Source organism: Pseudomonas sp. PS1(2021) (assembly GCF_020405165.1).
Classification (GTDB): Bacteria; Pseudomonadota; Gammaproteobacteria; order Pseudomonadales; family Pseudomonadaceae; genus Pseudomonas; species Pseudomonas aeruginosa.
In genome coordinates, this window is the sequence record NZ_CP084484.1 from 2,434,917 (window position 1) to 2,458,924 (window position 24,008).

The following is a 24,008-nucleotide window of genomic DNA, read 5'->3' on the forward strand; positions in this document are numbered from 1 at the left end:
AGTTGATCTAGTCTGAAATCACTGTGCTATCGGAAGGCCATAAAAACGGAACGGCAAACATGACCCAGACACTCTCGCTGCGAGCTGTCCTCTGCGCCACCACCCTGGTTTCCCCGTTCCTGGCGCAGGCCGCGACGGAGTCCGAGGTCGAGGCGCTGAAGAAGGAACTCCTGGAGCTGCGCCAACGCTACGAGGCCCAGCAGAACGCCCTGATGGTCCTCGAACAGCGCGTGCGCCAGGTCGAGGCGCAACCCCAGGCGCCGCAGCCGCAACGCCTGGTCAAGTCGATCCAGCCGCCGGCGCAGGCGCGCAACGACGCCAACGCGGTCGCCGGCACCTACGGCGCCAGCCTCAAGGACGATGGCGCGCCCGCGCCCAGCGTGGAAAACATCTACCAGGACGCCAGCGGCTTCTTCGGCGGCGGCACCTTCAGCCTGGAGACCGGCCTCACCTACAGCCACTACGACACCCGCCAGTTGTTCCTCAACGGCTTCCTGGCGCTGGACTCGATCTTCCTCGGCAACATCGGCGTGGACCAGATCGATGCCGACATCTGGACCCTCGACCTGACCGGCCGCTACAACTGGAACCAGCGCTGGCAGGTGGATATCAACGCCCCGGTGGTCTATCGCGAATCGACCTACCAGTCCGCCGGCGCCGGCGGCTCGACCTCGCAGATCACCGAGAAATCGGTGACCGGCGACCCACGCCTGGGCGACGTCAGCTTCGGCGTCGCCTACAAGTTCCTCGACGAAAGCGAGAGCACCCCGGACGCGGTGGTCAGCCTGCGGGTCAAGGCGCCCACCGGCAAGGATCCCTACGGCATCAAGCTGAAGCAGGTACCGGGCAACAACAACCTCAACGTGCCCGACGACCTGCCCACCGGCAACGGCGTCTGGTCGATCACCCCGGGCATCTCGCTGGTGAAGACGGTGGACCCGGCGGTGCTGTTCGGCAGCCTGTCGTATACCTACAACTTCGAAGAGTCGTTCGACGACATCAACCCGCAGCAAGGCGTGAAGACCGGCGGCAAGGTCAAGCTCGGCAACTGGTTCCAACTCGGCGTCGGCGTGGCCTTCGCGCTGAACGAGAAGATGAGCATGTCGTTCTCCTTCTCCGAACTGATCAGCCAGAAGAGCAAGGTCAAGCAGGACGGCCAGAGCTGGCAGACCGTCAGCGGCAGCGACGCCAACGCCGGCTACTTCGGCCTGGGCATGACCTATGCGGTGAGCAACAGGTTCAGCATCGTGCCCAGCCTGTCCATCGGCATCACTCCGGACGCGCCGGACTTCACCTTCGGCGTGAAATTCCCCTACTACTTCTGAGGGGCCACCGTTCGAGCCTGGGCATGCCTTACCCCTCGAAGGGATGCGTGAGCCTGGGAGCGGTCCTCGCCTAGCTGCGCAGGGCGGATAACGCCGCAGGCGTTATCCGCCGGTAGCAACGGCACCGTCCTTCTCAAGCCTCGCCAGCGAGCGCCCGCTCGACTTCCTCGCGCGAGGGGATCGAGGTCTGCGCGCCGAGGCGGGTCACCGAGATCGCCGCGGCGGCCTGGCCGAAGCGGATCGCCGCCGCCTCGTCGAGGCCGCGCGCAAGGGCCGCGGCGAAGCCGCCGACGAAGGTGTCCCCGGCCGCCGTGGTATCCAGCGCCTTGACCCGCGCCACCGGGAAATGCTCGACCCGCCCCTCGCCCACCAGCAGGGCGCCCTGTGCGCCGAGGGTGACGATCACCCTGCCGGCGCCCATTTCGCGCAGGCGCTCGGCGGCACGCCCGGCGCTCTCCAGGGAGTCCACCGGCAGGCGGCAGAGCAGTTCGCTTTCGGTCTCGTTGGGGACCAGATAGTCCACCAGCGGCAGCCACTCCGCCGGCACGTCGCGGGTGGCCGGCGCCGGGTTGAGGATCACCGTCTTGCCCAGCGCATGGGCCCGGCGCAGCACATGGCCAACCGTCTCCAGCGGGCTTTCCAGCTGGCAGACCACCACCTGCGCCTGCTCCAGCAAGTGTTCGTGGCGTGCCAGCACGGCCGGCGACAGGTGGCCGTTGCCGCCGGCGACGATGACGATGGCGTTCTGGCTGCTGTCGTCGACCACGATCAGCGCCACTCCGCTGGACTCCCCGGCCACCCGCTCGACGCCCTGGCAGTCGATGCCCTCGGCCTGTAGCGCACGGTACAACTGGTCGCCGTAGGCATCGTCGCCAAGGCAGCCGATCATCGCCACCTCCGCGCCGAGACGCGCCGCGGCGACCGCCTGGTTGGCTCCCTTGCCGCCGGGAACGGTGATGAAGGACTGCCCGGCGAGGGTCTCGCCGCCCCGTGGCAGGCGCGGCGCGCGCACCACCAGGTCCATGTTCAGGCTGCCCACCACCAGTACTTTCGCTTGCATCGTTGCGTCCTTGTTCCAGCCTCTCTCTAGCGAGGGCGCCCCCGGCGCCCGGTTCAGACCCGCACCAGCGGCGGCGCGGTGGATTCGCGCAGGACCAGCGCCGGCGCCACCACCCGCCGCTGCATCGGCTCCTCGCGCTCGGCGATGCGTTGCAGCAGCAATTGCGCAGCGATCTCGCCAAGCAGGCGGATCGACTGGCCCACGGTGGTCAAGGCGGGAAACACGAAGCGGCTCAGCTCGATATCGTCGAAGCCGATCACCGACAGTTCGTGCGGCACCCTGATATTCAGCTCGGCCGCGGCGCGCAGCACGCCGATGCCGATCATGTCGTTGCCGGCGACGATCGCCGTCGGTCGCTCGCCCTCGCCGCCCAGCAGGCCGAGCGCCGCGTGGTAGCCGCCGGGGCTGCTGAACTCGCTTTCCAGCAGCCACTGCGGGCGCACCTCCAGGCCGGCCTTGGCCATCGCCCGCCGGTAGCCCTCGACCCGCAGCGTCGAGACCTTGGTCGACAGCGGCCCGCCGATGCAGGCGATGTCGCGATGGCCCAGTTCGAGCAGGTGGCGGGTCGCCAGGTAGGCGCCCATCTCATGGTCGATCTGCACCCGGTCGGCTTCCACGCCTTCCACCTCGCGGTCGACGATCACGGTCGGCGTGCGCATGTTCGCCAGTCCCTTGGCCAGCGCGCCGTCGCCGCCGGCGGACGCCAGGACCAGGCCGTCGATGCGTTTCTCCTGGAGCACGCGCAGGTAGTTGGCCTGCTTCTGCGGGTTGTCGTCGGAGTTGCAGAGGATCACGCAGTAGCCGTTGCGCTCGCAGCAATCCTCGATGCCGCGCGACAGCTCGGCGAAATACGGGTTGGTACTGTTCGGCACCAGCAGGCCGATGATCGAGGTGGTGCGCACCTTCAGCGAGCGCGCCACCGCGCTGGGCACGTAGTGCAGCTGCGCGATGGCGTCCTCGACCTTCTTGCGCACCGCGTCGCTGACCGGCCGCGTCCTGTTCACCACATGCGATACGGTGGTGAAGGAAACCCCCGCCATCGCCGCCACGTCCTTCATTGTCGCCATCGTTCAGCCCTGTCTGCGGGCGCGATGGCTGCGGTAGGTATCCAGCACCACCGCTACCACGATCACCGCCCCGGTAATGATTCGTTTGGTCGGCTCCGACGCACCGATCTGCGCCAGCCCCGCCGCCAATACGGAAATGATCAGCACGCCGAAGAAGGTGATGACCACCGAACCTCGCCCGCCCATCAGGCTGGTGCCGCCGATCACCACCGCGGCGATGACCTGGAGTTCCAGGCCGACCCCGGCGTTGGGATCGGCCGCTTCCAGACGCGAGATCTGGAACAGCGCGGCCAACCCGGCGAGCAGCCCCATCAGGGCGAATACTGCAATCTTATAGGGTTTCGGGTTCACACCGGCCAATCGCACCGCTTCTTCGTTAGTGCCGATGCCGATCAGGTAGCGGCCGAACACCGTGCGGGTGAGCACCGCCTGGGCGGCGAACATCACCAGCAGGGCGATCACGAAGGCCGGCGAGATGCCGAACGCCAGCGGATTGGACAGCCAGGCATAGGCGTCGCCGATATAGGCCGTGCGCGAGTCGGTCATCTGGTAGGCCAGCCCACGGGCCATCTCCAGCACCCCGAGGGACACGATGAACGAGGGAATCCGCCAGGCCACCGTGATCGAACCGGTGACGCAGCCGGCCAGGGTCGCGCAGGCCATCCCGAGCATTGCCGCCGGCAGCACGCCCCAGCCCCAGCCGAGCGTCGCCAGGCTTACCGCCGAGGCCGCCAGGGCCAGCACCGAACCTACCGAGAGATCGATGCCGCCGACGATCAGAATGAAGGTCATGCCCACCGCCAGCACCACCAGGTCGGGGATCTGGTTGGCGATGGCGAGGAAGGTGCCATAGCTGAGGAAGTGGCTGCTCAGCGCCGAGAACAGCGCGATCATCGCCAGCAGCGCGCCGGCCAGGCCGAGGTAGGTGCCCAGGCCGAAATAGTTGCCGCGTCGCAGGGTTGGCGCTGCGGCGGCGGTAGCGGAAGACGTCGGGTCGCTCATTTCTGGTTCCTTGCGTTGCGTGTTCACGACGTCGCCAGCAGCGCGTCGCGTTTCTTGTAACCGGCGAAGGCCGCCGCCAGCAGCGCGTCCTGGGTCCAGGCGTCGCGCTCGAAGGTGTCCACCATACGTCCCGCCGAGAGCACGCCGATGCGATCGCAGATCAGCATCAGCTCGCGCAGGTCGCTGGACACCACCACCAGCGCCTTGCCCCGGCGGGTCAACTCGGCGAGCAAGGCATAGATATCGAACTTCGCGCCGACATCGATGCCACGGGTCGGCTCGTCGAACAGCAGCACCTGGCAGTCGCGCTCCAGCCAGCGGCCGATCACCACCTTCTGCTGGTTGCCGCCGGACAGTTCGCCCACCGCCTGCGCGGTGTCCGCGCAGCGCACCCGCAGCGCCTCCACCTGACGCCGCGCCAGGGCTTCCTCGCGGCGCCGGTCGATCACCCCGTGGCGCGCCAGCGCCGGCAGGTTGCCCAGGGCCAGGTTGGCGCTGATCGACTGGTCCAGCAGCAGGCCCTCCCCCTTGCGGTCCTCGGTGATCAGCGCCACCCCCTGGCGCACCGAGTCGGCCGGCGAACGCAGGCTCAGGCGCTGCGGCGGATCGCCGAGCAGGACCTGCCCACCGTCGGCGCGGTCGGCGCCGTAGATCAGGCGCAACAATTCGGTGCGCCCGGAGCCGATCAGTCCGGAAATGCCGAAGATCTCCCCCGCGCGCACCTCGAACGACACCTCATGCACCTTGCCGCGCCGGCTCAACCGCTCCACCCGCAGCAACGGCGCGCCGATCTGCCGTGTACCCAGGTCGAAGCGCTCGCCCAGCTCGCGGCCGACCATCAGGGTCACCAGTTGGTCGGCGTCGTAGCGCTCGATCGGCTCGACGCAGACCAGGTGGCCATCGCGCAACACCGCGATGCGCTGCGAAATCCGCGCCAGTTCCTCCAGTCGATGGGAGATGTAGACGATCGCCACGCCGCGTTCGCGCAGCCGCTCGACCTGCTCGAAGAGCATGTCCACTTCGCGCGCGGTAAGCATCGCCGTGGGTTCGTCGAGGATCAGCAAACGGCAGTCGCCGATCAGGTTGCGGGCGATCTCGACCATCTGCTGGTGGCCGATGCCGAGGTCGCCGACCAGCGTGTCGGGATCGATCGCCTCCAGGCCGACCTGGGCCATCGCCTCGCGGGCCGCCGCGCGCAGGCGCCGACGGTCGATCCAGCCGGCGCGCCGGGGCAGGTCGTGGAGGAACAGGTTCTCCGCCACCGACAGGGTCGGCAGCAGGTTCAGTTCCTGCATCACCATGCGCACGCCCAGCGCCTCGGCCTCGCGGCGGCTAGCGGGGGCGTAAGGCCGGCCGAGGAGCTCCAGGCTGCCGGCGCCGGGACGTTCCAGGCCGCCGACGATCTTCGACAAGGTGCTCTTGCCGGCACCGTTCTCGCCGGTCAGGGCCAGCACCTCGCCGCCGAACAGTTGCAGGTCGATCTCCGCCAGCACCGGCTGCGCGTAGGTCTTGCCGACCCCGCGGATGCTCAGCAGCGGCAATGCGTCGCTAGACATGGGAAGGCTCCATCGGACGGCTCAGGGCGCAGTCACCAACTCGACAGGCGTCTCGACCACGCCGTCCTTCTCATGTTCCGGGGTTTGCCCGGCGAGCAGCTTGAGCGCGGTCTGGATACCGAACACCGCCTGCTTCGCGGCGAACTGGTCGGCAGTGGCCAGCACCCGGCCATCCTTGAGCATCGGCTTGATCGCCTGGATATTGTCGTAGCCGACCACCTTCACCTGCCCGGCGCGGCCCGCCGCGCGCACCGCCGATACCGCGCCGAGGGCCATGCTGTCGTTGCCGGCGAGCAGCGCCTTGAGGTCCGGATGCTCGTTGAGCATCGCCGAAGCCACCGCGTTGCCCTTCTCGATTTCCCAGTTGCCCGACTGCAAGGAGACGATCTTCATCCCCGCCGCGTCCATCGCATCCCTGAAGCCGGCGGTGCGCTGCTGAGCATTGGTGGTCGTGGAGACCCCTTCGATGATGCCGACCTCGTCGCCGGCCTTCAGTCGCTTCGCCAGGTACTCGCCGACCAGCCGCGCACCCTTGCGGTTGTCGGGCCCGACGAAGGGCACGCCGATCTTCTTCGCCTGCAGCACCTGCGGGTCGAAGCGGTTGTCGATGTTGACCACCACGATGCCGGCGTCCAGCGCTTTCTTCACCACCGGCACCAGCGCCTTGGAATCGGCCGGCGCGATCACCAGTGCGTCGACCCCGGACACGATCATCTGCTCGACGATGCGGATCTGGCTGGAGGTATCGGTCTCGTCCTTGATGCCGTTGGAAACCAGTTCGAACCGGTCGGCATGCTCCTTCTGGTAGGCCTTGGCGCCGTCCTCCATGGTCAGGAAGAACTCGTTCGCCAGCGACTTCATCACCAGCGCGATCCTGGGCTTCTCGGGAGTTTCCGCGTGGACGGCGGACAGGGGCAGGAACGAGGAACAGGCAGTCAGCACAACGGCAGCCAACAGGCGCCGGGAAGCGACCCGCTTCATGGTGTATCCTCCAGCTTTTCTTATCGTTGTATTGTGGCTTTTCCAGGAGATTATCCAGACGCAAACGTTTGCGTTAGGTGAATATGCGTCGATCTGACAGATTCTGTCAATCGCCACGAGCAACTGTCGCGAACCGGTCGGGATCGGTTGGATTCTAGTTCGCTACGGCTGGGAAACGCAGGATATTTTGCCTGGCCGGCAGATCTCCCGCCGCCCACTCAGCGCAACCGGTGCTTGTGCAACAGGCGGTAGAAGGTCGGCCGCGACACCCCGAGCATCCGCGCGGCCACGCTGAGGTTGTCGCCGTAACGGGCCAGCGCGTCGCACATCGCCTGGCGCTCGGCGCAGAGCTTGTAGACCTCCAGGCTGGACAACGGCGGGCCGTCGCCGCGCGCGCATTCCAGGCCGAGGTCCTGGGCCTCGATCTGCCGCCCCTCCGCCAGGACCAACCCGCGACGCACCCGGTTGGCCAGTTCGCGGACGTTGCCCGGCCAGGCGTGCATCGCCATCGCCGCCAGCGCGTCCTCGCTGAAGCGGCGCGGGCGGCGGCCGGTCTCCAGGCTGTAGAGCCGGGAGAAATGATTGGCCAGCAGCGGCAGGTCCTCGCTCCGTTCGCGCAACGGCGCGGTGCCGACCTGCAGGACGTTGAGCCGGTAGTAGAGGTCCTCGCGGAAGGTCCCGGCGTCGATCGCCGCCTCCAGGTCGACATGGGTCGCCGCCAGCACCCGCACGTCCACCTCGACCGGCCGGTTACCGCCGACCCGCTCGATCTGCTGTTCCTGGAGAAAGCGCAACAGGTTGGCCTGCAACTCCAGCGGCAGGTCGCCGATCTCGTCGAGGAACAGAGTGCCGCCGTCGGCCGCCTCGATCCGTCCGACCTTGCGCTGGTGCGCGCCGGTGAAGGCGCCCTTCTCGTGGCCGAACAGCTCGGACTGGATCAGGTGCTCGGGAATCGCCCCGCAGTTGATCGCGACGAACGGCTTGTCCGCGCGCCGCGACTGCCGGTGCAGGGTACGCGCGACCAGTTCCTTGCCGGTGCCGCTCTCGCCACGGATCAGTACCGGCGAGTCGGTCGGCGCCAGCTTCGCCAGCAGCCGGCGCAGGTCGCGTACGGCCAGGCTCTCGCCGAGCAGTTCGTGCTCGCCCTCGGCATCGCCGGGCACCGTGCCGCGCCCGCGCAGGCGGGCCATGCCAAAGGCGCGGCCGAGGGTCACCTGCACCCGCGCCATGTCGAACGGCAAGGTATGGAAGTCGAAGAACCATTCGCAGACGAAATCGCCGACGCCATTCAGCGGCAAGGTGTCCGGGCTGAGCACGGCGATCCACTCGGTGCCGCTGCGGCTGATCAGGTCCTTCACCGTCTCCGGCCGCTCCAGGTGGAACGGCCGCAGGCGCAGCAGGCCGACGTCGCAAGCGCGTTCGCGCGCCGTTTCCAGCGCGCAGCTGTCCACTGCCCAACCCGCCTCGCGAAGGCCCGGCAACAGGCGCCGGCAATCGTCGCACGGGTCCACCACCAGCAGACGGCGGAGGTTCGATGCATCTAACATGTGTGCTCCTTTGCGGCGCCAATTCTTTGAACCGTCATAAAAACGGCATGTTGGCGCTCTGAAAGGAAAATCTAGCAATTTTTTGACGCGCGAAAGTGAATCTTTGTTTATATCGCCAATGCCGAAATCGTCTTATCAGTCGTAGCCGCGACGCTTGACTTCCAGGCGCCGGACGAACTCCTCCAGGACCAGCTTGTAGAGGTCGTCGCCGAGGTAGACATCCTCCACCCCGCAGTCGATGTTCGGGTTGTCGTTCACCTCGATCACCACCACCTTGTCGCCGGCCTGCTTCAGGTCTACCCCGTAGAGGCCGTCGCCGATCAGGTTGGCGGTCTTCACCGCCAGCTCCACCACCTTGCGCGGCGCCTCGTGCACGGGCATGGTGCGGAAATCGCCGCTGACCTCCTCGGCGTCCGGGCTGTGGTCGTAGATCTGCCAGTGGCCCTTGGACATAAAGTACTGGCAGGCGAAGATCGGCTTGCGGTTGAGCACGCCGATACGCCAGTCGTACTCGGTATAGAAGAACTCCTGGGCAAGGATCAGCACCGAGCGCTCGAACAGCTCGGCGCTGGCCGCCAGCAACTGCTCCTGGTCCTCCACCTTGATCACCCCGCGCGAGAAGCTGCCGTCGGGAATCTTCAGCACCAGCGGGAAGCCCAGGCGCTCGCCGACCTTCTCCAGTTCCTGCGGGTTCTCCTTGTAGAGAATCTCGGTGGCCGGCATGCCCAGCTTGTGGCTGCGCAGCAGATCGGCCAGGTACACCTTGTTGGTGCAGCGCAGGATCGACACCGGGTCGTCCATCACCACCAACCCTTCGCTCTCGGCCTTCTTGGCGAAACGGTAGGTGTGGTCGGCGACATTGGTGGTCTCGCGGATGAACAGCGCGTCGTACTCGGCGATCCGCGAATAGTCCTTGCGCTCGATCAGGTCGACGTCGATGCCGAGGCTGCGGCCGACCCGCACGAAGTTCTTCAGCGCCTTGGCGTCGGAGGGCGGGAACGCCTCGCCGGGGTCGTGGAGGATCGCCAGGTCGTAGCGGAACGGCTTGCGCGAACGCGGCTTGCGCCAGATCTGCCGGCTGAAGCTGTCCAGGGCGTTGGCGAAGAGGTCTTCCTGGTCCTCGCGCAGCTTGTGGATGGCGCCGGGCTTGATGCCCTCGATGTGCCAGGTGCGGTTGCGCTTGAACTCCACCAGCAGCAACGGGCAGGGAAACGCCTCGAACAACTGTCGCGCCAGGTCCTGCAGCGGCTCGATGTCGGTACGGCCGAAATACAGGGTCAGGGTGAAACCATCGGTGCTGCCGTAGGGGTGCGCGGCCAGGGCCTTGTCCAGGGTGCGATCCAGATCTTCCAGGACCAGGCTGTACAGCGACTTCCTGGCCAGCTCGCTGATCGTCCGCACCGAGGGGATCACCTTGTGCCCGCGCGCCTCGGCGAGCAGCGAGCAGTAGTAGCCATGGCGCAGGTACTTGTAGTGCCGGCACAGGTTGATCACCTGGACCCGCTTGCCAGTGTCGTCGTCGATGGGCAGTTCCAGGTATTCCTGGGCGGTGACCACATCCTCGCTGGGGTAATAGGACGTCCAGTCTTCCTTGCGTTCCACGATGATGAACAGCTTGCTCACGACACCTCCCGGGGTGACAGCGAAACCACGGCGCATTCGGAACCGGCTTGCCGGCGCACGCATCCCGGCCAATACTCGGCGGGAATCCCTTGCGAAACCGCTCTATGGCGCCTGCCAGCAAACCGAAGCGTACAGCACCCATTACAGCACGCCCGCGCGGAAGTTCCCGCCCGCGGCCGTGGAGACCGCTATGAACCTGACCCTCCGCCCGGCCGGCGCGGACGACCTGTCCGCCCTGGTCGAGCTGGAAAACCGCTGCTTCGACTACGATCGCCTGTCCCGCCGCAACTTCCAGTGGATGCTCACCCGCGCCCACGCCAGCCTGACGGTAGCCGAGGGCGACGGCGGCGTGCTCGGCTACGCCCTGGTGCTGTTCCACGAAGGCACCTCGCTGGCCCGCCTCTACTCCATCGCCATCGACCCGCGCGCCCGCGGCATCGGCCTCGGCCAGAAGCTGCTGGAAGCCGCCGAGCAGGCCGCGCGGGACAACGACCGCGCCTACATGCGCCTGGAAGTGCGCCCGGACAACCGTGGCGCCATCGCCCTCTACGAGCGCAACGGCTACCGTCCCTTCGCCACCGTGCGCGACTACTACGAGGACCACAGCGAAGCGCTGCGCTTCGAGAAACGCATCCGCAACCCCGGCCACGACCAGCGCCGCCACGTGCCCTTCTACCGGCAGACCACCGATTTCACCTGCGGCCCGGCCTGCCTGCTGATGGCCATGGGCGCGCTGCAACCAGAACGCCAGTTGACCCGCCGCGAGGAACTGCGCCTGTGGCGCGAGGCGACCACCATCTACATGACCGCCGGGCACGGCGGCTGTAGCCCCCAGGGCCTGGCGCTGGCCGCCTGGCGGCGCGGCTTCCGGGTCAAGCTGGTGCTGTCCGCCAGCGGCCCGCTGTTCCTCGACGGCGTACGCAACGAAGACAAGAAGGCGGTGATGCGCCTGGTCCACGAGGACTTCTGCGAGGAACTGGACGCCTCGGGCGTCGAGCAGAAGCGCTCGGCCAGGCTCGACATCCCACGCCAGCTGGCCAGGGGCGGCCAGCCGCTGGTGCTGATCAGCAGCTACCGCCTGACCCGCTCCAAGGCCCCGCACTGGGTGCTGGTCACCCACTACGACGAGGACTTCGTCTACCTCCACGATCCCGACGTCGACCACAGCCAGCACCGCCAGCCGCTGGATTGCCAACACATCCCGGTAAGCCACGCCGAGTTCGACAAGATGAGCCGCTTCGGCCGCAGCAAGCTGCGCGCGGCGGTGATCCTGTTCAACCCGGAATGATCCGCATCGCCCCGCCCTGCGGCGGGAGATGTTCTCACCTATCAATCAATTCCATCGATAGTGGCTAGTGAGACTATCCATTTTTCATTCGCCAACGCCGATGTTTACATAGTCGCCAGATCCCCGAATAACCAGAACGGAACTGGAGACGACACCATGAGCTACTCCGCCAAATCCTTCTCGGCCCTGATCAATGCCATGCGCGCCGACGGCATCACCCGCCTGGAACAACTGGCCCGCCAGCCCTTCCGCAACGCCCAGGGCTTCTGGAGCGCGGAGGCGAAGAAATGAAAGCCCTGCTCGACCGCCGTACCGATCCCACCTGGATGCTCTACGCCGCAATCATCGCCTGGCTGGCCTTCTCCGGTCTCTGACCGGCAGGCCGCTGGCGCCTCGCCCTGCCATTCCAAGACGCTCCGGCGTCCCGCCTTTCTCCGGTGAAATACCGAGCTTTCGTCGCCAACATCGCCAGGCGAGGCCTGCGCAAACGTTTCACCCGTTCGCTGTCAAGAAAACCTTGTCAAAAAAGCTGATAGCAGCTTGCCAATATGCCAACGCCTTGGCATAACGGTGCCCAAAAAAGGCCTACAAGGACGTTCCTGATGCGCACCGTGAAAAAGGCTCTGCTGGTTGTCGGCGTGATCGTGCTGGCGGTCGTCGGGGTGGTGGTCTACTACATCGCCAATCCCAACCTGCCCCACTACCAGGCGCCGAGCGAGGTACGCTACCTGCCGCAATGGCAGGACGAGGCCCGCCAGCGCTTCTACTACACGCCCCAGGGCACCCTGGTGAAGGGCCTGCACTACGACTGGTTCACCGCCCTCGAACTGCCCTTCTCCGAAGAACCCTTCGCCGCCCCCGAATACCTCGCCCGCTTCGGCTTCCTCGTCGATCCGCAGCAGAAGGCCAGCGACCTCAACCCCGGCAACCTGCCGGTGGGCTTCAGCCAGCACCGCGACGAGAAGACCGGCACCCGCTACCTGGACATCACCTGCGCCGCCTGCCACACCGGCGAACTGCGCTACCAGGGCAAGTCGCTACGCATCGACGGCGGTGCCGCCATGCATTCCATCGCCGCCACCGTGCCGACCCTGCGTGGCGGCGCCTTCGGCCAGGCGCTCGGCGCGAGCATGGCCGCCACCTACTACAACCCGTTCAAGTTCAACCGCTTCGCCAGGAAAGTCCTCGGCGAACGCTACGAACAGGACAAGTCGCAACTGCGCGCCGACTTCAAGGCCGTGCTCGACACCCTCCTGCGCACCGCCTGGAACGACACCCGCCGCCACCTCTACCCCACCGAGGAAGGCCCCGGCCGCACCGACGCCTTCGGGCGCATCGCCAACAGCGTCTTCGGCGATGCCATCGACCCGGGCAACTACCGCGTCGCCAACGCCCCGGTGAGCTATCCGCAGGTCTGGGACATCTGGAAATTCGACTGGGTGCAATGGAACGGCTCGGCCATGCAGCCGATGGCGCGCAATATCGGCGAGGCCCTCGGCGTCGGCGCGCGCCTGCAGATCTTCGACGAGCACGGCCAGCCGCTGCGGGGCGAGCAGCGCTACGCCTCCAGCGTACGCCTGCACGACCTGCACGCCCTGGAAGAAACCCTGCAACAACTGAAACCGCCGACCTGGCCGGAAGACCTCTTCGGCCGCATCGACTTGCAACGCGCCTCCCAGGGCCGCGCCCTGTTCGAAGCCAACTGCGCCTTCTGCCATGCACCCAAGGTGCAACCGGCGGAATACGCCGCCCCCGGACGCAATCCCGAGTGGCGCATGCACATGGTGCCGACCGAGGTGATCGGCACCGATCCGACCACCGCCGACAACATCGCCGACCACCGCTACGACCTGCGCAAGCTCGGCTGGAGCGTCGACGAACTGGCGCGGATGAACGTCCAGCTGATCGGCGCCGATCCGCAGCAACTCGACCTCTCGCAACTGTCCTCGGCCAAGGGCCTGGCCTACATCACCGCCTTCGTCGAGCAGCGCGCCTACCGGGACGCCGGCATCCCGCCGGAACAGCAGAAGACCATGAACGGCTTCGACCTGCCGATCGGCGTACAGGAACTGCGCGCCTACAAGGCACGCCCGCTGGACGGCGTCTGGGCGACCCCGCCGTTCCTGCACAACGGCTCGGTGCCCAACCTGTTCCAACTGCTCTCCCCGGCCGCCGAACGCTCGCCGCAGTTCTACGTCGGCACCTTCGAATTCGATCCGAAATTCGTTGGATTCCGCACCGAGAAATTCCCCGGCGGCTTCCTCCTCGACACCCGTCTCACCGGCAACCGCAACAGCGGCCACGAATTCCGCGACGGCTGCCGGCAGAACGGCGTGATCGGCCGCGCCCTCAGCCCGGAAGAACGCTGGGCGCTGGTGGAATACCTGAAGGTGCTCGGCAACCCCGAATTCGAGCGCCGCCTGGTCCCGGCCCAGACCCCACCCTGGACGCCCGGCCCGAAATGCCCGGCGCCGGAGCAACGGACCGCGCAACGCTGAACCTGGGAAATGGAGAAGCGCGAGGCATGGCGCCGCCGCCCCTCTCCACCCCTAGCAGCCCCTCTCCCTTCAGGGGGGACGCCTAGCCAGAGGACGGGGAGAAGCAATCGTGGCGCACTCCCCGCCCAAGAAGAATAAAAGCCCACAGCCAACGCACACCACCAAGGACACCCACTCCATGCGCGCACTCCTCACCCACGCCTGGCTGTTCCTCGGCAAATGGCTCGGCCGCCTGCTCCTCCTCCTGCTGGCCGTCGGCCTCGGCGGCTGGGCCATCGGCAGCCTCTACTACGCCTGGAAATTCTCCGGCCCGGTGTCCGCGGAAGAGCAGATCGCCCCGGACGAAGCCCGCATCACCCAGGCGATCATCCAGGACGCCATCCGCGTGGTCGAACAGCACCGCGACAACACCCGCGTCCTGCGCGATGCCCACGCCAAGGCCCACGGCTGCGTGAAGGCCGAATTCAAGGTACGCGCCGACCTCGACCCAACCCTGCGTCGCGGCGTGTTCGCCGAAGCGGGCAAGAGCTGGAACGCCTGGGTGCGCTTCTCCAACGGCAACGCCTACCCGCAGTTCGACAGCAAGAACGACGCGCGCGGCATGGCCATCAAGCTGCTCGACGTGCCCGGCGAAAAACTCCTGCCCGGCCGCGGCCATGACGGCGAGCAGGACTTCGTCATGTTCAACCAGCCGGTGTTCTTCATCCGCGACATCGCCGAATACCGGCAGAACTTCGCCGCCCAGGCCGACGGCAAGAAAGCCCTGGCCTTCTTCCCCAACTGGAACCCCGCCAGCTGGGAACTGCGCCACCTGCTGATCGCCCTGCGCACCCTCGCCCCCGCCCCGGACAGCCCGCTGCACGCCGGCTACAACGGCATCTCGCCGTACAAGCTGGGCGAACACAACATCAAGTTCCGCGTCGTCCCCGCCCCGGAGAAGTGCCCGGCCTACGAGCTGCCGAAGCAGAACCAGGACCTGCCCAACTTCCTCCGCGCCGCCCTGTACCAGCAACTCTCCATCGACCGCGCCCCCGCCTGCTACGCCTTCCAGGTGCAGCGCCAGGACCCGGCCAAGTACATGCCCATCGAAGACACCAGCGTCGAATGGAAGGAGTCGGACGCGCCCTTCGCTACCATAGCCGACATCATTGTGCCAGCTCAGGATTTCGATAGCCGGGAACAGAACCTGTTCTGTGACAACCTTTCGTTCAACCCCTGGCACGCGCTGCCGGAGCATCGGCCGATCGGCGGGATCAACCGGTTGCGGAAGGCGGTTTACGAGGCGGTCAGTGGGTATAGGTTGGGGAGGAATGGGTGAGGGGTTGGGAAGGTGGAAGGTAGCGGCGTATGGCGTCTCTCTTGGTATTGATTTCGCCAATTTGGACTGGCAGGAAACGGCCAGAAGCAGCCATCGAGCGCTACCACGTAGTGCCCGCATCAGTCTGATCTAAGATACCGATCCTTGGTACATGAACAGTTGCTTCAGAGATGGGCCTCACTTGCACAGAAGACGCCAAACCTCACCATGAGGAAAGGCCTATCGGCCTGACGTGTACCCGGTGGACTCTCGATTTCCCAGTTTGGTTTACAGCTATGATAGCCGGACGGCCAACCCTCGAATATTTCGTCTCGCTCCCATGATCCCTAGTCAAATTGCACTTTTTATAGGTTCTCCGATTGAGCATGAGTCGGAGCGGGCTGTACTCCTCAAGCTGCTGAGATTGCTCGAGATGTCCGGCGAAACAGCTACGGTTTTGGTCAACATAAATCTGAAGGGGCGGCAGCTAGACTTAGTGCTCGGGACGGATCGTCTAACTTTGGTCCTTGAAGCCAAAGCCTGTACGGTGCCGCTCAGCGGGACGACAAATGGCCCATGGACCGCGCATCCCCGTTCAGGGCGTTCGAGAGCCACGGGCAATGCCTACGCCCAGGCCTTGGGCGAAAAAAACGCTCTCTGCGACGCTCTCCGAGACTTTTTAGGTAGTGTTGAAGGATATCCGGATGCTCATGTGGTGTTCGTCCCCGAGCTGGCTGCGGGCTCAGAGTTGTTGTTTGACTTCAAGGTCACCTATGGCGGGATAGACGGGCTCGCTATACAACTGGCCAAGCGCACCGAACTCCGCTGCACTACCGATCAATGGCGCGCGTTTGCAATCCAGCATAGCCTTGAGCAGGTGTTCGATCTTTCCAGCGCTCTGGACCCTCGCTCGCTCGAAGCGCAGCGAACACTTGCAACGTATATCGCCGCTTTCACCGCTACGTATGCTTCGGCAGCAGCTGAGTACAAGACGGACCTCTACGACGTCGACGGGGAGCTCGTAGATTTGCCATGTCTCGAGCATCTGTTGCAGGAGGCTCGCACGGACCTTCTAATCCAAGGTCCTTCAGGCTGCGGTAAGTCATTGCTGTCGGTGGTGTTAGCAAACCGGTTGTGCGCTAAAGATGTGATACCGATCATCGTGGAGGGAAAGCTATTTGAGGGACAGCTTGGCCCGGCGCTGGATCGTGAAGCAGCTCTACTGGACGTACTATCAGCCAAGAAGCTATTGGCTGCAGTTCGTACGCTATCGCGACCGATTGCCATAATCGTGGATGGGTATAACGAGTGCCCTTCCGACTTGAGGTTTAAATTGATCCGGGCGCTCCGCGCCGCTTCGATCAGGTATGACGCAGCGATTGTCGTGAGTTCGCAAATCGAGACCGACAGGGCGGATTTGCTTCCGCTTCGGAAGGTCACCGTTTCCGCTCCCAGCCACGACCTCAAGGTTGAGATAGCGTCCCTTGATACCGCCTCCACGGAGTTGCTGGCTCCTCTGCTACAGACAATCGCTACCGGTATTGAGGCCAGCCTTGTTGGTCAAATGGGGCGCGAAGTGAACCTAGTTTCTAGCAGATCCGCACTGTTTGACGGCTTTGTTCGGCGGCGCCTTGGTTCTAATGCAAGCGAGGGCATAACGCTCTTATGTCACGTCGCTGGACTGCTGTTCGAGCGCATGACTTTCAGCTTATCCATACGCGAGCTTGACCGCATCCTAGTTAGAGAACGGCTTGGGGCTGAGGTGCTCCAAGAGGCACTTCGGATGCGGCTGCTGATCCAGCGAGGAGAGCGCCTAAGTTTCGTCCATGAAATGTACCTCAATGCCTTTGCGGCCGAGGCTATCCTGCGGCAGTTTGGTTCCGACTTCGACGCTATGACTCGGGCGTTGGCGCTACCCCGATTCCATGAACTGCGGACATTTGTGGTTGGCGCTATCGAGGATATGGAGTTGCTCGCTCGCTTGCTCAGCTCGACCACAGATGCGCAGTTGCTGAAGGCCATCATAAAAGGAGAATGTGGCAGCGCCGCTAAGAGGTTCGTGGCCCATGACTTGAATGCCGTAATGGGCCGATTACGGGTTGAAGTTGAAACAGTCCGTTTCTTCATCGCTCCTGACCAGCACTGGCATATTGGCGTTGAGCCCGCTAGTCGCATGCTCTGGACAGAGCATGAAAGAGCAATGCTGTCTGCATTGCCTGCTGCATTGGCGCTCGGTCAATACTCACTGGAGTTGCTCGATGTTTTCCGACTGCTCGATAAGCGGCTAATCGAGGAGCGAGCACGGCTTCAAAGTGAGGCGGTTGAGCAGGGCTTCAAGCTGCTGAGGACCAGCTTATTTGCAGCTGCCTACGTATTCGGTCAGCACGACCTTGGAGTTTCACTTGTCATATCGGCTCTCCACGGCGGGGGTTTAGAGCGCTTAGCCCTACATTCTGAGCGGCAAGCGCCCCTGAGAGACGTATGGCTCAATGTAGCTACGCCAGGACAGTTCTACTTTGCGCTGGCGTTGTCGCGTGATACCTACAGGCTGGAGCGAAGCATTCTTAACCTGGCGATCGACCAAACGCTGCCGCTGTTCGAAATTGAGCGCTGGAAGTATCTGCCTTATCACGTTCAATTAGATCTCATGCATTTCGTGCACTTTCTTCCACGGGATGACTTGACCCAGCAAGAAAAGCTGTCGAAGGCACTCGAAAGCCTGCTCCCCGTGCTAAATCCGATTCTGCAAACCACTGCCCTCGAAGCCCTCAGCAGTTTGGGAGCGCTGGATGACGAGGTTAAGGGGCACGAGACACAGATTCGACTACAAGTTGCCGAGGTCCTCGTTGACCCTGGTGCGGAGGGTGCGGCGGAAATCGCCTGGGAGATCTATAGCGGGCAATTCGATCACCCCTTCGACATGGCCTACATCAACGTTGTCGACAACCTTTCAAACGAGCAGCAACTGACACTGATGCGATTGGCCTGCATGGGAGCGTCCGAGTACAGTTTCTTTGTGGGGTCGCTAATGGACAAGCTTGCTGGTGAAGGTGATGCCCTCGCGGTTCCGGCGATCTCGCGCTGGGCACGCTTGCCAGATCCGACCAGTCCAGTACGTCAGAACGCAGTTGAAATCTATATTTCCGCGCTGATGGCCTTGGGGAAACTTCAATCAGATCTACCGGTGGAGTCGTGCCCAATGGGGCTCGGCCCCCGTGAAGATGCGATGTCCGCATGCGGGATGATCTACTACTGGCTGCAGCGGCGTACCTTTGAAGCAGCAGAGGCGGAACCGCCAGTTATGGCTGCTCTGGAGGCTCTTTCTGCCGATCCATCGCGCGCGATTGGTGTGCTATGCGAGATCTCCCAGTCGATCATTGGCCATGACCCGCGCGGCACGTTGTTGGTTACAGCCTTTCCCGCCCGTATGGTCATGCTTGCTCGCGTAGCCCTCCAGCAAGGAGGCCCTATGGAAGGATACTTTTCCGGCCCGCACTTCTTCGAGCGCAGAGATGCCGAGCGATTTGCGATCTCCATGATTGGTTCTTACGGGGGGGCAGACGACTTGCCGCTGCTTCGTACTTTTGTAGATCAAGTGGAACTCTCATGGAATGCTCGCAACGCCCTTGCGGCGATCGAAGCAAGAGCTTCAACCGTTGCACAGCGGTAGCCACTAAAAAGTCCCCTGAGCTCTGGCCCATTCAGCGAATGGCCAGACCACCGGCTTCGCGGTATTGCATTTCCTCATCAAATGGCAGCGTCTGGCTGGGAGCTGCCTCTGAAAACAAGCAGGGAGCTGTCTGAAGCGACCCTAGAGAGATAGCTATGGCCTCGTCACGAGCAGCAGTAGCCGACCAAAAACAGGTCATGGACACTCTGCTAATGAGTTCGTAACTTCCTTGCAAACCATGTCGCCTTTTCTCCTAGTCTCATTTCGCGTTTCCACCGCGCCGCGTAAGCTGCTGAAGGAATTATCTGCCGACAAGGAATGATGTCTACCCTCCTCTAGGCCCCGGGTATCTAGAATTCGGCCCCCAGCCCAGGCAACCAGAAGCGCCGGAAACGCGCCCTGAATGATTTCAGATTCGCGCCGAAACCTTCGAAAGCCGTTTCCTCGCACCCGAAAGCCGCCGAGGCTGCCCTGCGGCTTTCGCTGCGCAACGGCTAGTCGCCTACTTGCACCGGTCGCTCAGCCTGACCAGCGATGCGCCGTACACCGCGTCGTCTTCGGAGGCGAAGATCGCGTCGCCTTCGACGGAGGCGCCCGGCTTGAGGGTCTCGGCGGTGAGTTCCTCGTCCACGGTATCCAGCCTGAAGGACTGGCCGGCGGCGGACAGCGCCACCAGGCAGCTGTTCTTCAGGCTGATCTCGCTCTTCGCCGCATTCACCAGGCGGACCTTGAAGGCCTGGGTGCGGAAATGCTTGTCGCCGACGGATACGCTGCCCTTGTCGCCCTGGCGGGCGAAGACCATCACTGCATCCGGCGCGGCGGCGAAGCCGAGGGAAGGAGCGGCCAGCAGGCCGGCCAGGGTCAGGGCCATTGCGTTCTTCATACTGATTTCCTTTGGCAAAGACTGAACGACCCGGTGATTTTCCGTGGGTCTTTTCGCCGCGATCAAGCGCAGTGCCAAGGAATGCGGGCTGCCTCGTGTTCTGCAAGTCGGAGGGTTTCCAGCGGAACTTTTCCCGCAACCGTGCTTCCAGGCGAAAACCGCTCGCTACGCGGAACGCCGGTCTTCCAACCCACACGGTCCTCGCGCCCGCCAGGTTGCCCTCGAACGCTTGCAACCACAGGCCGGACGCTCGGCCCAGGCGATGGCCCAATGGGCGCCGGGCAGGTCCGCTTCGGCGTGGCCGCGATGCAACAAGTGCGCCTGGACCGGCATCGCGGTAGCGCTCGGCGAGGGCGCCACCGAGGCTGTCGGCGGCATGTCGTGTTCGACTCCGTTGCGGGTGGCGAGCGGGGCCTGCGATCTTCCCTTGGGGGAGAGTCCAGCCCGGCGACCCGGCAGGTGGCCGCCAAGCCGCTTGCGCAGGCTGCCGGGCTCAGCCGAGCAACTTGTCGACGGTCAGCGGGAAGTCGCGCAGGCGGCGGCCGGTGGCGTGGTACACGGCATTCGCCACTGCGGCGGCGACGCCGACGATGCCTATTTCGCCGACGCCCTTGGAGCCCAGTTCGTTAACGATATCGTCGGGTTCGTCGACGAAGATCACCTCGATATCGCCAATATCGGCGTTAACCGGGATGTGGTACTCGGCGAGGTTGTGGTTCATGCAGCGGCCCAGCGCATGGTCGACCTGGGTTTCCTCCTGCAAGGCCATGCCCAGGCCCCAGACCACCCCGCCGAGTATCTGGCTGCGAGCGGTCTTCGGGTTGATCACCCGCCCCGCCGCGACCGCGCTGACCACCCGGCTCACACGCAGGGTACCGAGGGCTTCGTCGATCCGCACCTCGACGAATACCGCCGAATGGGTCGCGGTGGCGTAGCCTTTGCGCCGCGCCGAGGGTTCAGCTTCCACCTCCACCTGCAACGCGTCTTCCGGCAGCCCTTGCAGCAGGTCGGCCAGGGCGTATCGCGTATCGCCCGCTTCCAGATGGCCACGGCATATGCGGAAGCGTTCTTCGGCGGTGCCGGCCAGCTCCGGATGGCGGGCCCTGGCATGGGCAACCAGGGCCTGGCGCAGGCGCAGGCAGGCCAGGCGGACGGCGGAACCGACCGACGAGACGGTGAACGAGCCGCCCTGCAATGGAGCCTTGGGCAACGCACTGTCGCCAAGCTGGAAGCGCACCTCTTCCGGCGCCATGCCAGCGGCGTCGGCGGCGATCTGGGTCATCACCGTGTAGGTGCCGGTGCCGATATCCGTGGTCGCGCTGGCCACCCGCAGCAGGCCGTCCGCCTCCAGTCGCGCCCTCGCGCTGGCCTTGCTCTGCATGGCCTCCCAGACGCCGCCGGCCATGCCCCAGCCGAGCAGCTGACGCCCTTCGCTCATGCTCCGTGGCCGTGGGTCGCGGGCCTGCCAACCGAAGCGCCGGGCGCCCTCCTCGTAGCAGGCCAGCAGCGCCTTGCTGGAGTACGGCTTGTCCTCGTTGCCGTTGCGCTCGGCGAAGTTGAACCGGCGCAGCGCGATGGGGTCCATGCCGAGCCGCACCGCCAGTTCGTCCATCGCGCATTCCAGCCCGATCAGTCCCAGCGCCGCGCCGGGGGCGCGCATGTCCAGCGGGGTATAGACGTCCAGCGGCACCAGACGGTAGGCCAGGGAAAGGTTCTCGCAGCGATAGAGCATGCCGCTCCACTCCACCACGTGCTCGGTGAAGTCTTCGAAGCGCGAGGTCTGCGCTGTCGCCTGGTGGCCCAGCGCAAGCAGGCGCCCCTCGGCATCGGCGCCCAGTTGCAGGCGCTGCAGGGTGCGCGGCCGGTAGCCGAAGGTGAACATCTGCTGGCGGGTCAGCACTACGCGCACCGACCGCCGCAGTTGCAGCGCCGCCATCACCGCCAGGGCCAACTGGTATTGCGGACGCAGGCCGGAGCCGAAGGCGCCGCCGACGTAGGCGGCACAGACCCTTACCTTGTCGGCGGGCAGGCCGAAGACCTTTTGCAGGTAGGCCTGGCTGTTCTGCGTCCCCTGGGTCTTGTCGTGCACCAGCAGGCTGCCGTCGGGCTGGACGATGACCGTGGACGCGTGCGGTTCCATGGGATTGTGGTGCTCGATCGGCGTGCTGTAGCTGGCCTCGACCCGAATCGGCGCGGCGCGGTAGGCGGTGTAGAAGTCGCCGCGCTCGGCGGGCAGTTCGGCGGGAGCCTCATGGGCCTGGTCGAGGGCGGCCAGCAGGTCGGTCTGGTGCGGCTCGGGCTCGATATCGATGCGCAGCAGCGAGCCCGCGTAGCGGGCCAGTTCCAGGCTCCGTGCCAGGACCAGGGCAAGGGGCTGGCCGCTGTACAGGACGCGGTCGTCGAACAGCGGGCGGAAGGGTTCGCCTTCGGCGGCATCAGCGTCCTTGTAGGGCTCGTCGTCGCCCGCCATCGGCGGCCGGTTCAGGTGATGCAGTACCGCGACCACCCCGGGTACCGCCAGGGCCGCCGCACAGTCGATGCCGCGCACCCGGCCGCGGGCGACGTCGCTGCTGACCACGCTGCCGTGGAGCAGGTCGGCGGCAGGATATTCGGCGGCGTAGCGAGCCTGGCCGGTGACCTTGGCTGGCCCGTCGACGCGATCCAGGGCTTGCCCGGTGCTGTGTGGCAGGCTGCTCATTGGCCGACCCCTCCCGAGTGGGCTTCTTCCAGTGCGCGAACGATGGCGTTGCGCGCCAATCCGATCTTGAAGGCGTTGTGGGCCAGCGGCCTGGCGTCACGCAGCAGCGCTTCGGCGAAGCGGACATAGCTGTCCCGGTTCGCCGGATGGCCCCTGAAACGTTCCTCCAGCTCTGCGACGCGCCATGGCTTGTGGGCCACGCCGCCGAGCGCCAGGCGCAGTTCGCCAATGCGCTCGCCGTCCGGTTCCAGGGCCGCCGCCACCGAGACCAGGGCGAAGGCGTAGGAGGCCCGGTCGCGCACCTTCAGGTAGTGGCAATGCCGCGCGAAGCGCGGCGCTGGCAGCTCGATGGCGGTGACCAGTTCGTCGACGGCCAGGCAGTTGTCGCGCTCGGGCGTGTCCGCCGGCAGGCGATGGAAGTCGGCGAAAGCGACCCGCCGCTCGCCAGCGCGGCCGCGCACCAGTACCTGAGCCTCCAGCGCCGCCAGCGCCACGCACAGGTCGGATGGATGTACCGCCACGCAGTGTTCGCTGGCGCCGAGGATCGCATGGTTGCGGTTCAGCCCGCTGCGCGCGGGGCATCCGCTGCCCGGCTCGCGCTTGTTGCATGGCGTGCCGGTGTCGTAGAAATACTGGCAGCGGGTACGCTGCAACAGGTTGCCGCCGGTGCTGGCCATGTTGCGCAACTGCGGCGAGGCGCCGGCGAGGATCGCCTGGGCTAGCAAGGGATAGTCCGCCTCCACGGCGGGATTCCAGGCCAGTTCGGCGTTGCTGACCAGGGCTCCGACCAGCAGGCCGCCGGTGGGCGTCCGGCGGATGTCGCGCAGCGGGAGGCCGGAGATGTCGATGAGTCGCCGGGGCCTGGCAACGTTTTCCTTCATCAGGTCGAGCAGGTTGGTGCCGCCGGCGATGTAGCGCGACTCCGGGCCGGCGAGGCCCAGCGCCTGCTCGATGTCGGCCGGCTTGGCATAGGCGAAGGGCGTCATGCGCGCTGCCCTCCCTGTCCGTCGCGATCGAGCAGCGGCAAGGCGTCTTCCACGGCGTCGAGGATATTGCCGTAGGCGCCGCAGCGGCACAGGTTGCCGCTCATGCCCTCGCCGATCTCCGCCCGCGAGCGCGCCCGCCCCTCGCTCGCCAGGCCAAGGGCCGAACAGATCTGTCCGGGCGTGCAGTAGCCGCACTGGAAGGCATCATGGCGGATGAACGCCTGTTGCAGGGGATGCAGGCGATCACCCTCGGCCAGACCTTCGATGGTAGTCAGTGCATCGCCGTCGCACATCACCGCCAGCGTCAGGCAGGCGTTGATCCGGCGACCGTTGCGCAACACCGTGCAAGCGCCGCATTGGCCGTGGTCGCAGCCCTTCTTGCTGCCCACCAGGTCGAGCCGCTCGCGCAGCAGGTCGAGCAGCGTCAGCCACGGGGGTACTCTCAGCTCTCGGCGCTGGCCATTGATCAGCAGGCTGATCGGCAGGTCCGCCGGCTCCGGATTGGTCATGGTACAAGCCTCACGGTC

17 protein-coding genes are annotated in these 24,008 nt (G+C 65.3%); 6 read left to right on the top strand and 11 right to left on the bottom strand.

Annotated elements, in window-relative coordinates; translation table 11 throughout:
- Positions 1 to 59 precede the first annotated feature (59 nt).
- On the top strand, positions 60 to 1,325 hold the full coding sequence (locus tag LE197_RS11455) for a transporter (RefSeq protein ID WP_003088309.1): 1,266 nt from the start codon (positions 60 to 62) through the stop codon (positions 1,323 to 1,325).
- Positions 1,326 to 1,458: 133 nt separating this feature from the next.
- On the opposite strand, the gene rbsK is transcribed toward LE197_RS11455, so the two are convergent.
- From rbsK to LE197_RS11490, 7 genes are all read right to left on the bottom strand, one after another.
- Positions 1,459 to 2,385 (bottom strand): ribokinase, encoded by a 927-nt coding sequence (gene rbsK / locus LE197_RS11460; RefSeq protein ID WP_003450278.1) that lies wholly within the window; start codon positions 2,383 to 2,385, stop codon positions 1,459 to 1,461.
- 53 nt (positions 2,386 to 2,438) lie between these two features.
- Positions 2,439 to 3,452 (bottom strand): LacI family DNA-binding transcriptional regulator, encoded by a 1,014-nt coding sequence (locus LE197_RS11465; RefSeq protein WP_003119158.1) that lies wholly within the window; start codon positions 3,450 to 3,452, stop codon positions 2,439 to 2,441.
- A 3-nt stretch (positions 3,453 to 3,455) separates the two neighbouring features.
- The gene (locus LE197_RS11470) at positions 3,456 to 4,454 is read right to left on the bottom strand and encodes an ABC transporter permease (protein ID WP_196752423.1); all 999 of its coding nucleotides are present in this window, start codon (positions 4,452 to 4,454) and stop codon (positions 3,456 to 3,458) included.
- Positions 4,455 to 4,477: 23 nt separating this feature from the next.
- Entirely contained in the window at positions 4,478 to 6,010 is a 1,533-nt protein-coding gene (locus LE197_RS11475; protein ID WP_023091390.1) for a sugar ABC transporter ATP-binding protein, read from the bottom strand.
- Between the two features lie 21 nt (positions 6,011 to 6,031).
- The gene (locus LE197_RS11480; protein WP_003088297.1) at positions 6,032 to 6,991 is read right to left on the bottom strand and encodes a sugar ABC transporter substrate-binding protein; all 960 of its coding nucleotides are present in this window, start codon (positions 6,989 to 6,991) and stop codon (positions 6,032 to 6,034) included.
- Positions 6,992 to 7,209: 218 nt separating this feature from the next.
- Complete coding sequence (locus LE197_RS11485) at positions 7,210 to 8,538, bottom strand: sigma-54 dependent transcriptional regulator (RefSeq protein ID WP_003111270.1); 1,329 nt, start codon at positions 8,536 to 8,538, stop codon at positions 7,210 to 7,212.
- A gap of 135 nt (positions 8,539 to 8,673) precedes the next feature.
- On the bottom strand, positions 8,674 to 10,161 hold the full coding sequence (locus LE197_RS11490; RefSeq protein WP_003088294.1) for a RimK family protein: 1,488 nt from the start codon (positions 10,159 to 10,161) through the stop codon (positions 8,674 to 8,676).
- Between the two features lie 190 nt (positions 10,162 to 10,351).
- Between LE197_RS11490 and LE197_RS11495 the strand changes: the two genes are divergently transcribed.
- The 5 genes from LE197_RS11495 (at position 10,352) to LE197_RS11510 (ending at position 18,914) form a co-directional block, all read left to right on the top strand.
- The gene (locus LE197_RS11495; protein WP_003088292.1) at positions 10,352 to 11,449 is read left to right on the top strand and encodes a GNAT family N-acetyltransferase/peptidase C39 family protein; all 1,098 of its coding nucleotides are present in this window, start codon (positions 10,352 to 10,354) and stop codon (positions 11,447 to 11,449) included.
- A gap of 156 nt (positions 11,450 to 11,605) precedes the next feature.
- Positions 11,606 to 11,740, top strand: a complete 135-nt coding sequence (locus LE197_RS36840; RefSeq protein ID WP_003088290.1) for a hypothetical protein — start codon at positions 11,606 to 11,608, stop codon at positions 11,738 to 11,740.
- A 311-nt stretch (positions 11,741 to 12,051) separates the two neighbouring features.
- The gene (locus LE197_RS11500) at positions 12,052 to 13,947 is read left to right on the top strand and encodes a di-heme-cytochrome C peroxidase (RefSeq protein ID WP_016263564.1); all 1,896 of its coding nucleotides are present in this window, start codon (positions 12,052 to 12,054) and stop codon (positions 13,945 to 13,947) included.
- 178 nt (positions 13,948 to 14,125) lie between these two features.
- Entirely contained in the window at positions 14,126 to 15,265 is a 1,140-nt protein-coding gene (locus LE197_RS11505; protein WP_003117388.1) for a catalase family protein, read from the top strand.
- A 403-nt stretch (positions 15,266 to 15,668) separates the two neighbouring features.
- Positions 15,669 to 18,914 carry a hypothetical protein gene (locus tag LE197_RS11510; protein ID WP_124097462.1) on the top strand — a complete coding sequence of 1,082 codons (3,246 nt, stop codon included), beginning with the start codon at positions 15,669 to 15,671 and terminating at the stop codon, positions 18,912 to 18,914.
- A gap of 502 nt (positions 18,915 to 19,416) precedes the next feature.
- Here LE197_RS11510 and LE197_RS11515 read toward each other — a convergent pair.
- From LE197_RS11515 to LE197_RS11530, 4 genes are all read right to left on the bottom strand, one after another.
- Entirely contained in the window at positions 19,417 to 19,797 is a 381-nt protein-coding gene (locus LE197_RS11515; RefSeq protein ID WP_003102356.1) for a DUF4354 family protein, read from the bottom strand.
- A 493-nt stretch (positions 19,798 to 20,290) separates the two neighbouring features.
- Positions 20,291 to 22,495: a xanthine dehydrogenase family protein molybdopterin-binding subunit gene (locus LE197_RS11520; protein WP_003102357.1), complete on the bottom strand. Its 2,205-nt coding sequence runs from the start codon at positions 22,493 to 22,495 to the stop codon at positions 20,291 to 20,293.
- Entirely contained in the window at positions 22,492 to 23,481 is a 990-nt protein-coding gene (locus tag LE197_RS11525; protein WP_023109183.1) for an FAD binding domain-containing protein, read from the bottom strand. The genes LE197_RS11520 and LE197_RS11525 overlap by 4 nt, the downstream gene beginning before the upstream one ends.
- Positions 23,478 to 23,990 carry a (2Fe-2S)-binding protein gene (locus tag LE197_RS11530; RefSeq protein WP_023109184.1) on the bottom strand — a complete coding sequence of 171 codons (513 nt, stop codon included), beginning with the start codon at positions 23,988 to 23,990 and terminating at the stop codon, positions 23,478 to 23,480. The genes LE197_RS11525 and LE197_RS11530 overlap by 4 nt, the downstream gene beginning before the upstream one ends.
- Positions 23,991 to 24,008 lie beyond the last annotated feature (18 nt).